Genomic DNA, 10,248 nt, shown 5'->3' with positions numbered 1-10,248 from the left:
TGAACCGGGGTCAGCACAATCCCGAGCAGGAACATGTCGATGAGCCAGGCGACAAAGCGTCGCCAGAAACCGGCGTATTCGAGCGGCGCCTGCAGTGCCGCGCCGCCCGGATCCCGGGGAAGCGCGCCCTCGGGGGCCTGCGCCGGAACGCCGCCGCCGAGCGGGTTGCCGCAACTGCTGCAATACTGCGCGCCTGCTTCATTCTGGCTGCCGCACCTGACACAGAACATGGGCTGGTTTCCCCCGCTCGCTACGATTCGTATCCCGGAACGATACCTTCGCCTGCCGGGGCTTCCAAGTCGTCAGCGGACATGAGCCGCAGGCTCACCGCCACGCAGGTTCCCTGCCCCGGCGTGCTCTGAAGCATCACGCCTCCGCCGGCCCGGCGCGCGAGTTCGTGCACGAGATAGAGTCCCAGTCCCACGCCGTGGCCTTCGCCTGTTTTCTCCAGGGTAAAGAAGGGCTGGAAGACCTGCCCCTGCGCCTTTTCCGGAATGCCGCGCCCCTCATCGCAGACTTCGATCTCCAGCACGGCCCCCACGGCCTGCACCCGCACGCGCGGGGCGCTCTCGCTGCCCGAGGCCAGCGCATTGCTCAGCAGGTTGTCGACAATCTGCAACGCCGCGCCCCGGTCGACCAGGGCGCCTTCGGGAAGCGGTGCGACGTCCCATTGCGCCACGGCGTGACGCGCGCGGCACTCGTCCATCACCGCATTCGCCGGTCGCAGCTCGGCCTGTCGCTCGAGGGCTTCGTTGAGCAGGTAGAGCCGCTCGGCGATTTCGGCTGCGCGGCCGTGACCGCGCAGCGCCATATCGATCGTCTCCAGGGCGTCGGCGCGCTCGCTCTCTCCGACTCCTGCAAGGGCCTCGATGTCCTCGCGCAGGCTCTGGAAGAGCGCGCCGCTCGAGGCCAGCGGGTTGCGCAGTTCGTGGGCCGCGCCGCTCACCAGCGTGCCGAGCGCCGCGAGCGACTCGGCCTGGACGAGCTGGTCCTTGGTGGCACGAAGCAGCACGTAGGCCTCCGAGAGTTTTTCCTCGCGGTCGCGCCACTGGGCGATGATGTAGGCGATGAGCGGCAGGAACAGGCCCATCAGCAGGACGTAGACCGCGCCCATGGCGAAGATCCACCAGCCCGAAAGGCGGCCGTCCACGTAGGGAGGCTGCGCAAAAAGCGGGGCGCCGGGAATGATCCCGTACCGCTCGAGCACGACCGATCCGACAACCAGCACGATCACCACGGCAAAGCCCACGCTCACCTTGAAGAAGTCGAACAGCAGAAACGCGATCATGCTCGCGCCGAATACGACGAGCGCGGTGTAGGGAGCGGTGAACGGCCCGGTGCAATAGGCGCCCCACGCAAAGGTCAGCGAATAGAAGATGACCGTGGCCCAGACGATCGCCTGGTTTTCGGGATCGCGGGTCCTGAGCCACAGACCGACACCGATGATTGCCACCCAGCCGGCGACCATGACGTAGAGAATCAGCGTAAAAAACCGGGTGAAGGCGAGATCGAAGAACGGCGTCTGCTCGGGAAAGGCGAGCATCAGCTCAATGAGCGCCGCGGAGCTCAACACGAATGAGAGCGTGACGCACGACCCCAGAATCGCCTTGTCGACGCTGCAGTAGTCGAGCGGGTTGCCGATCCGGGCGAGCACGCGGCTCACCAGGTTGTCGGCAGCCGCGGGCTGTTCTCCGGTGTCACTCACGCCTGCGGTGAAACTTCCTCCGCCCGATGTCAGCCCACGCGGCGAAGGCGCCGGGCTTCCTTGCCCGAGAGCGGGAAGCGCCGCGGCGCGGGAGAAGTGCCCTGCGTGGAGGCGCGCTCGTCCATGGTCAGGCGGATGCGGTGCTTGATGAGCGGCATCTCTTCCTGGAGGGCGTCGAGCTGCGCCTTGTCGAGCACCAGCAGTTCCGTTCCGACATTGGCCACGGCCGTGTAGCTGCGCAGCGTGGTGGAGTTGACCATCACGTGGCGGCCGAAGTACTGGCCGGGTTTGACGAGCAGCGGCTTGCCGCGCTTGTCCTTGAGCAGCTTGCCCTTTTCATACAGGCGAACCGCGCCCTTCTTCACGATGAAGTAGTCGCGACCGGCTTTGGGGTTCTTGGGATTGACGATTTCCTCGTCCTTCTTGAAGGACTTGGCCTCGGATTCAAGCGTGATGCGGTGCGTGGCCGAGGCATCGAGACCCGCAAAGAGCTCGACTTCCTGAATGGCCTGCCGGTCGCGCCACAGGCGCGAGAAATCCTCTTCGAGATCGTTGGCGTCGACAAAGTCCATGAAGAGCGATCCCGGGAGCTCGAAGAGCGTGCAGGGCCCCTCGGCCACGACGCTGGCGGTGCGCTCCTGCTTCTTGAGGATCGCGATCTCGCCGAAGAAATCGCCGCGGTCGAGACTCGCCAGGCTCTCGCCGCCGGACTCGACGCTCAGGTGACCCGAGAGAACGAAGTAGAAGGTATCACCGACGGTGCCTTCCTCGACGACGACCTCGCCGGGTTTGACATCGCGCACGCGCCCGCGCGCCAGCAACACGTCGATCCAGGTCTTATCCTGGATCTCAAAGAGCTGCATGGACTCGAAAATCGCCTGCGCGTGGAAGGGATGCACCGGTTCAGCCGGAATGATCTCGAAGGTCTGGCCGGGCTTTGCCACGCAGGTCTTCGGTCCCATTTTTCCGTCCCAGGTGGGGCGATGGGTAATCACGATGGGGAGCTTCGAGTCCTCATAGTCCTCGACCGCCATGTGAATGGGTTCGCCACCACCATCGAGCACGCACAGGTCCCAGTTCTGCTTGAGGAATCCTTCGAGCTCCTTGCGGCGCTCGGGGGCGATGAGCCTCGCCTGCGCCATCTCGGCCAGGCCGCGGAAGTGCAGGGTGTCGCCGCTGATGTAGACGCGGTGGGGTTTGCCGTGCTTGTCCTCGACGCTGATCTCCGCACCGAAGGCCGGGATCGCGTGCACGCCGTAGAAAAACTTGAACTCGGCGCCGTAGAGTTTGGTGGGCTTGCCCGCCTTGATCTCCACGAAGTCGATGTAGTCGCGCACCTGATCGGGGCTCTCGCCGAGAATTGCTCCCATCTTGATGAGCAGACACTCGAAGACTTCCACGGTGGTGATTACCGTCGGGCGTTCCTTGTCGAGCAGGAACTCCAGGAAGCTGCAGTGATCGTCGTGAACGTGACTGAGGATGATGCCCTTGATGCTTTCCTTGGGAACGCCGCGCGCGCGGAGCTGGTCCATGGTGAAAGGCGAAGCATCCCAGAGCAGGTTCACGCCGTTGATCCCCAGCAGGTAGCAGGTCGTCGGATTGTTGGGATCGAAGCCGTGCGAGGCGCCCAGCACCGTGACCGAGAGATTCGCCGGCAAGGCGCTCTTCTGGCTCATGGTGATTTCGTAGGGCGGAATGCAGTGGCCATCGAGCGGGATCTCCACCCGGGCCAGATTCTTCTTCGTGCCGTTGCCGCCCAGAATGGCGTAGCGATCTTCGCCCAGGCGCTTTACCCACGCGGCATCGGACCCCTCACCGCAGAGCAGCGCCTTGTCCTGATCGTCGTAGTGCACGAAGTCGATCATGTCGTCGATATTGAGGATGCGACCCTCGCCGTTCTTGAGCGCGAGGTAATCGAGATCGGTGCGCAACATTTCGCGCACGCGCTTGTTCACCTTCCAGCGCTTCATCTCCGCATCGGTCGGGCCCAGCAGCGTTACGCGCAGCATCTCGTGCACGCGGTCGCACGCGTCCTTCGAGCCGATCACGCGGAACTTGCGCCCGTGTTGCAGACCGCCCTGGATGAACAGGAAGTGGTAGAAGGGAAACTCGATCGCAATGAGCGAGGTGCCCTGGTGATGGAAGGTATCGGGCACCACAAAGCACTCGGGCATGGCAAGCCCGTTGCTGAGAATCGTCTTCAGCGACTCACTGGGGCAACCGAAAACTGCATTGAATTCGCCGTGCGAGAGATGCACGCAACCAATCGATACGGGAGAGACTTTCATTTCCACCAATCCTTCTGTGAGAACTCTCGCAAGTCCCGCGAATCCGCACCCACTGCGATTCGCGGTTTGCCCGGTTGCTACTCGGCCGGTCTGGAACAAGACCGACGCTTCACAACGCAGAGAGCTCTCCGTCCAAAAATGTGACCCCGCCTTCGAGGCGTCAGGCCGCGAGCATCTCCAGAGCCGGATTGTACCTACTGAACTTCGGCGTAGCCCGGAGGTTGCTCACGATCAGAGACCCACATGCATCTCCGTTACCAAGCATAAGCATACGCCTGGCGGGGACTGTGTGGGACAGAAAAAGAAGGAGCACCACCAACCTTCAATGAGTTCATTTTGCGAAAATCCCCTCCGCATGTCAACGAAATATCCAGACGAATCGGGCATTTAGGCCAGATAACGCAGGGCGTTATGTCGCAAAAACAAACGATTTGAGGCCCAACGGTCCCAGAGGCAGCCCGAAACGGGAAATCCGGACCGTGGATCGTCTAAGCTGAAAAAATCGCCCTCAAGGCCGGAGAGATCATTCATGCCCGCCCCCTACGCCGTCGGCATCGTGCTCTGGAACAACCGCCCCCTGCTCGAGGGGCTGCGGGCGAACCTGCGCGCAATGGACCCGCTACCGGCCCGGGTATTGGTCTGGGACAACGGCTCAAGCGACGGATGCGCCGACTGGGTGCGCGGAAGCTGGTCCGAGGCCGAGCTCGTCGCCCACCCCGAAAACGCGGGCTTTGCCGCCGCGCACAACGGGCTCATCGACCGGGCGCTCTCCGATTCGAAAATCGAGGGCTACGTGGCGCTCAACTCCGACGCGCTGCTGGAAAAGGACTTTCTCGCCAAAGCCGGCGCCGCGCTCGATCCGGCAGGATGCATCGGCGCGGTGCAGCCGCTCGTGCGCCGTCTGGACGCGGACATGGCGCAGACCGAACTCATCGACACCACCGGGATCTGCTTCGACGCGCGCGAGGGGCTCTTTGTCGATCGCGATGCCGGGCGCGCGTTTGCCACGCTGCACCGTCCGCGCGGCGAGGTCTTTGGCGCAAGCGGCGCGGTGGCGCTCTATCACCGCGCCCTGCTCGAAGACGTGAGGGAAGAAACCGGTTACTTCGACGAGCGATTTTTCGCCTACTACGAGGACGTCGACCTGGCCTGGCGCGCCCGGCGCAAGGGATGGCGGGCGATCTATGCGCCCGAGGCCATCTGCTGGCACCGGCGCTACGGATCGATGCGCTCCTCGCCCACGCAGGAGAAGCTGCTCTACCGCAACCGCCTGTGGCTCCATGCCAAGAACGAGAACGGCTGGGCGCTGGCATCCCCGCGGCAGGCCGCGCGCGAGGCCTGGAACCTGGCGCGGGCGTTTACCGCGCGGCCCTATCTGCGCGAAGTGCTTTCCGAGCGCTACCGGCTGGCCGCGCGGATGCGCCGCGACTACGATCCCGGCGGCAAACGAGTCGACCTGAGTGAGTTCCCAAATGACTGACATTCGCGTGAGGTTTCTCACGCAGACCGATGAACACGGCGCCAGCGCCAGGTTGCGGGCCTACGCCTTCGCCCCCTATCTCATTGAGCGCGGCTTCGAGGTCGTGGTCGATCCGCTGCGCCGCCCCGGCACTGGAACCAAAGCCTATGCCCAGCGCTTCTTCGACCGCCTGACCGGCATGCAGACGCTGCGGCAGACCACCGACGTGATCGTGCTCCAGCGCGACCTGATCAATCACCTGCGCCCCTGGCTGGAGAAAGCCTACGCGGGTCTTGGCATCCCGATGATTCTCGACGTGGACGACGCCATCGACCTGCGTCCGCCGGGATCGTCGCCCACGTGGCGCTCGCGCCTGCTGGGAAGCAGCAAGAAGCTTGAACAGGTCGCCTCCCTCTGCGACGGCGTCGTGGCGGGGAACGATTACCTCGCCGAGAAAATCCGCCCCTTCAACGAAAACACCCACGTTATTCCCACGTGCCTGGACTTCGTGCACTATCCGGCGCGAAAGCCGCGGCAGCTTCCCGGCGATCGAAAAGTCGTCATCGGGTGGATCGGCTCGCCGCTCACGACGCCCTACCTCGAACTCATTCGCGAACCGCTGGCGCGCCTTGCGAAAAAGCGCGACATCGTGCTGCGCACCATCGGCGCCGCGCCGCTCGATTGGGACGACGTGCCGCTCGACCAGCGCAAATGGGACGACAAGACCGAGCGTTTCGAGGTCTCGGCCTTCGACGTGGGCGTCATGCCGCTCAGCGACGATGAATGGAGCCGCGCCAAGTGCGGCACGAAGATCATCCAGTATTTCGCGTTCAGCGTGCCGACCATCGCCTCGCCCGTTGGAATGAACGTGCAGGCCTGCGACGAGGGGCGCGCCGGACTGCTGGCCTCGACCGCCGACGAATGGGAAGCGGCCTTCGAGAAACTTCTCAGCGACGCCGAGCTCTATACCGGGCTCTCCGAGCGCGGCCGCACCCGCGGCGAAACCCACTACAACACCGGCGCCTACGCCGACACCTGGGCGCGCATCCTGCGCGAGGCGCACGAGGGAGCGCGCCGTGGCTGAGCAGCGCCCACGCGTGCTGGTGCTGCTCAAGACCCTCGGCGTCGGCGGCGCCGAGATGCTCGTCCTCCAGAGCGCGCGCCTTTGGGACAGCAAGAGCTTCGACTACCGCCTCGCCTATCTGGGCGGCCCCGACGAGCTGACCGAAAAGTTCAGCGACGAGGGGATCGCTCCCATTCGCCTGAGCCCGGGCGCAAGCGCCAACGATCCGCGCGCGGCTCTGGCGCTGCGGCGCTACCTGCGAGAGCGCGGCGTCGAGCTCATTCACGCACACCTGGCGCAGCCGGCGCTGACCGCCCACTACGCGCGGCGCGGCCTGGGGACAAGGCTCGTCGCGACCAACCATTGCATCGAGGCCTCCATGCGCGAGGCCACCCGCTGGATCGCCCATGCCGCGTGGCCGCGCGCCGACGCCGTGATCGCCGTCGGCGACGCCGTCGCCGCCGAGACGAAGAACGCGAACACCCGCGTGCTCGCAAACGGCGTGGAGCTCGCGCGCTTTTCCGGCGCGGAGCCCGCGGAGCTGGGAGTCCCGACAGAGGCGGCGGTGGTGCTCGTGCTGGCGAATCTTCTGGAAGTGAAACGACCGCTGGAAATTCTCGGGGTTTTCGAGCGCGCGTGCGGGCATGCCGGAAGCGGAGCACATCTCGTCTTCGCCGGGGACGGTCCGCTGCGCACCGCGCTCGAGCGCGCGCGAGAGAAGAGCCCCCACAGGGACCACATCCACATTCTCGGGCGCAGAAACGATGTTCCCGCGCTCGTCACGCGCGCGGATGTGGTGATGTTGCTTTCGCGGGCCGAGGGCCTGCCCATGTCGCTGCTGGAAGCCGCCGCCGCGGGCACGGCGCTTCTTGCGACGAAGGTCGCGTCCATTGGAAGCCTCATCAAAGACGGGGAGACCGGCCTGCTTGCCGGCAATGACGAGGAAGCGGCGGCGCAACTCGCGCGCCTGCTCTCCGACAGGGCGCTGCGCGAGAGACTGGGCAAAGCCGCGCAGAAGTTCGTCGCAGAGCACTTCAACCTGGAGACCAATGTGCGCGCCACCGAAGCGCTCTACCGCGAAGTTCTGGGCGGGGCCGCCTGATGTGCGGAATCGCCGGACTGCTGGTGCCCGGGGAGAGCCCGGAGCTGTTCGAGAAGCGCGCGCGCGCCGCGGCGGAGCGGCTCGTCCACCGCGGCCCCGACGAGGACGGCTTTCACTTCGAGGATTCCCTCGCGCTCGCCCACCGGCGCCTCATCGTCATCGACAAGGAAGGCGGCGCGCAGCCTTTTCAAGATTCACGCGGCCGCGTCGTCGCTGTCTACAACGGCGAGCTCTACAACCACCACGAACTGCGCGCGCAACTGGAAGCCGCGGGCGAGCATTTCGAGACGCGCTCGGACACCGAGGTCTTTGTAAAAGCCTTCGCCCACTGGGGAAGCGATGCCTTTGCGAAGTTCGACGGCATGTTCGCCGCCGCGCTCTGGGCGACAAAAGAGCGCCGCCTGACGCTGGTTCGCGACGCATCGGGTGAGAAACCGCTCTTCTACTTTGAGCGCCCCACCGGCCGCGAGGGCGTCGCCTTTTCCAGTGAGGTGTTCTCGCTGCTGGCGCTGCTCGATCAGGTGCCACCGGTCGATCCGGTCGGACTGTGGTCCTATCTCACGCTGGGATACGCCCGCGCGCCGCGCATTCTCCAGGGCGTGGAGCAGGTAGAGCCCGCGGGTTACGCCGTCTTTGAGGGCGGCAGGCTCACCGAGAAATCGAACTACTGGCGCGCATCGCCGGCCCCCACGAAAATCAAGGAAGCCGACGCGCTGCCGCTCATTCGCGAGCGTATCCACCATGCGACCGCTTCGCGACTCGAATCCGACGTGCCGCTCGGGGCGTTTCTCTCGGGCGGCGTGGATTCCACGATTCTCGTTCACGAGATGCGCCGCGCGGGAGTGGAGGACCTCTCGACCTTCTCCATCGGCTTCAGCGACGGCGTTGGTTACGACGAGAGCCCCTGGGCCCGCCGCGCCGCCGAGGCATTCAACACCAAGCATTTTGAGAAGATCGTCACCGGCGATGAAGCGCTGATGGACGCGGTGCTGGATGCGCTCGACGAACCCATGGCTGATTCCTCCGCCATTGCGGTTCACGCGCTGGCCGCCCATGCAAGAGAACACATCACCGTTGCGCTCGGCGGCGACGGCGGCGACGAGGTCTTCTGCGGCTACGAGCGCTTTGCCGGCATCGCCATGACCGAGCGCGTGCCCGGCTTCGCGCTCGCCGCCATGAAACCCTTCGCGGGTCTCGTTCCCGATACCGGTGGTTATGGGAACCGCGGCGGGCGGCTTCGCCGCCTGCTGGCAGACGCCACCCGCCCGGCGATGGAACGCCTGCTGCGCTGGCAGTCGCTGGCCCCGGCCGAGGTGGCGCTCGGCCTGCTGAGCAAGAAACACCGCGCCGCCTGCACAAGCTTTCCCTGGCCGATTTTCGGCACGCCGACGAGCGACTCGCCCGTGCACGAAGCCCTCCGCATCAACTTCGAGAGCTACTTGCCCGATGACCTGCTCGTAAAGACCGACCGGATGACCATGGCCCACAGCCTGGAGCTGCGCGCGCCGTTTCTCTCGCGCGAGGTCGTCGAGCTGGGACACGCACTCCCGGCGAAGGGGCTCACGCGAGGACTCTCCCTGAAGATCTGGATGCGCAAGGCCTACGCCGGCATCATCGAGGATGAGATTTTGAACCGCCGCAAGCACGGATTCGGCGTCCCTTTTCACGAGTGGATCCGCGGCCCGCTTCGCGAATGGGCCGCCGCGCGGCTTCTCAACGAGGAAAATCCGCTCTATGCGCACCTCGACTTTGCCGCCGTGCGCGCCCTGTGGGAGGCGCACCAGAGCCGCGCCCTCGACGCGGGCCAGCGCATCTACGGCCTGCTCGTGCTCTCGCGCTGGCTTGAGCGCATCCAGGGCGCGTAGAATCCCTGCATGGCGGACAAACCCCTCAAGATCGTGCGCATCATGGACCGCCTCAACGTGGGCGGCCCGGCGGTGCATGCGGTGCTCACCAGCGAGGGGCTCTCTTCGGAAAAGACCGGCGGGCGCGTCGATACGCTCCTCATTCACGGCCACGTCACCGACGACGAGGAAGAGATGAGCCATCTGTTCGAGGGCCGTCCGGGCCTTCGGCGCCATGTGCTGCCGACGCTCTCGCGCCCGATCTCACCGCTCAAGGACCTGCGTGCGTTTCTCTCCATTCTCTGGATTCTGCTGCGTGATCGCCCCGATGTCGTGCACACCCACAAGTCCAAGGCTGGCGCGCTGGGACGTATCGCCGCGTGGATCGCCCGCGTGCCCGTCCGGGTGCACACCTTCCATGGGCAGGTCTTCGAGGGCTACTTCAGCGAGGGGGCATCGGAGAACATCGTGCGCGTCGAGCGATTTTTGAGCACGCTCTCCCACGGCGTGCTGGCGATCTCTCCCGCGCTGCGCGAGGAGCTCGAACGCGACTACCGTATCGCGCATCCGGACAAGCTCCGCGTCGTGCCGCTTGGACTCGACCTCGAAGCGCTCGCAAACCCGACAGAGAAGCGCCGCCTGCAACGCGAGCTGGGGCTTTCACAAAACCTTCCTGCCGTCGGAATCGTCGGGCGGCTGGTGCCCATCAAGAATCAGGCGCTGTTTCTGCGCGCGGCGGCGAAGGTTGCAACGCGCGTTCCCGATTTGCAGGTCTTCGTCGTGGGCG

At 65.3% G+C, this 10,248-nt stretch carries 8 protein-coding genes; 5 read left to right on the top strand and 3 right to left on the bottom strand.

From position 1 onward, the window contains the following. From KDH09_13825 to KDH09_13815, 3 genes are all read right to left on the bottom strand, one after another. Positions 1–230, bottom strand: a 230-nt coding sequence (locus KDH09_13825) for a zinc-ribbon domain-containing protein (protein MCB0220774.1), incomplete at its 3' end; no start/stop codon positions are given. A 20-nt stretch (positions 231–250) separates the two neighbouring features. Continuing rightward, positions 251–1,705 (bottom strand): HAMP domain-containing histidine kinase, encoded by a 1,455-nt coding sequence (locus tag KDH09_13820; GenBank protein ID MCB0220773.1) that lies wholly within the window; start codon positions 1,703–1,705, stop codon positions 251–253. 29 nt (positions 1,706–1,734) lie between these two features. Further along, positions 1,735–3,993, bottom strand: coding sequence for a cyclic nucleotide-binding domain-containing protein (locus tag KDH09_13815; GenBank protein ID MCB0220772.1), 2,259 nt, complete (start codon positions 3,991–3,993; stop codon positions 1,735–1,737). Positions 3,994–4,522: 529 nt separating this feature from the next. Between KDH09_13815 and KDH09_13810 the strand changes: the two genes are divergently transcribed. From KDH09_13810 to KDH09_13790, 5 genes are all read left to right on the top strand, one after another. Continuing rightward, the gene (locus KDH09_13810; protein MCB0220771.1) at positions 4,523–5,473 is read left to right on the top strand and encodes a glycosyltransferase family 2 protein; all 951 of its coding nucleotides are present in this window, start codon (positions 4,523–4,525) and stop codon (positions 5,471–5,473) included. Further along, positions 5,466–6,536, top strand: a complete 1,071-nt coding sequence (locus tag KDH09_13805; GenBank protein ID MCB0220770.1) for a glycosyltransferase family 4 protein — start codon at positions 5,466–5,468, stop codon at positions 6,534–6,536. The genes KDH09_13810 and KDH09_13805 overlap by 8 nt, the downstream gene beginning before the upstream one ends. Continuing rightward, entirely contained in the window at positions 6,529–7,617 is a 1,089-nt protein-coding gene (locus tag KDH09_13800) for a glycosyltransferase family 4 protein (GenBank protein ID MCB0220769.1), read from the top strand. Before KDH09_13805 ends, KDH09_13800 begins: the two co-directional genes overlap by 8 nt. Further along, positions 7,617–9,482: an asparagine synthase (glutamine-hydrolyzing) gene (gene asnB, locus KDH09_13795; protein MCB0220768.1), complete on the top strand. Its 1,866-nt coding sequence runs from the start codon at positions 7,617–7,619 to the stop codon at positions 9,480–9,482. Before KDH09_13800 ends, asnB begins: the two co-directional genes overlap by 1 nt. Before the next feature lie 9 nt (positions 9,483–9,491). Then, on the top strand, positions 9,492–10,248 hold a 757-nt coding region (locus KDH09_13790; protein ID MCB0220767.1), incomplete at its 3' end, for a glycosyltransferase.

The sequence above is a fragment of the Chrysiogenia bacterium genome (genome assembly GCA_020434085.1).
Taxonomy (GTDB): Bacteria; JAGRBM01; JAGRBM01; order JAGRBM01; family JAGRBM01; genus JAGRBM01.
This window is presented reverse-complemented; position numbering and strand designations above follow the sequence as displayed.

What these genes read in the sequence shown, in the direction of transcription:
- KDH09_13815 (MCB0220772.1), bottom strand. Translation starts at nt 3,993, where the DNA reads ATGAAAGTCTCTCCCGTATCGATTGGTTGCGTGCATCTCTCGCACGGC.
- KDH09_13810 (MCB0220771.1), top strand. Translation starts at nt 4,523, where the DNA reads ATGCCCGCCCCCTACGCCGTCGGCATCGTGCTCTGGAACAACCGCCCC.
- KDH09_13805 (MCB0220770.1), top strand. Translation starts at nt 5,466, where the DNA reads ATGACTGACATTCGCGTGAGGTTTCTCACGCAGACCGATGAACACGGC.
- asnB (MCB0220768.1), top strand. Translation starts at nt 7,617, where the DNA reads ATGTGCGGAATCGCCGGACTGCTGGTGCCCGGGGAGAGCCCGGAGCTG.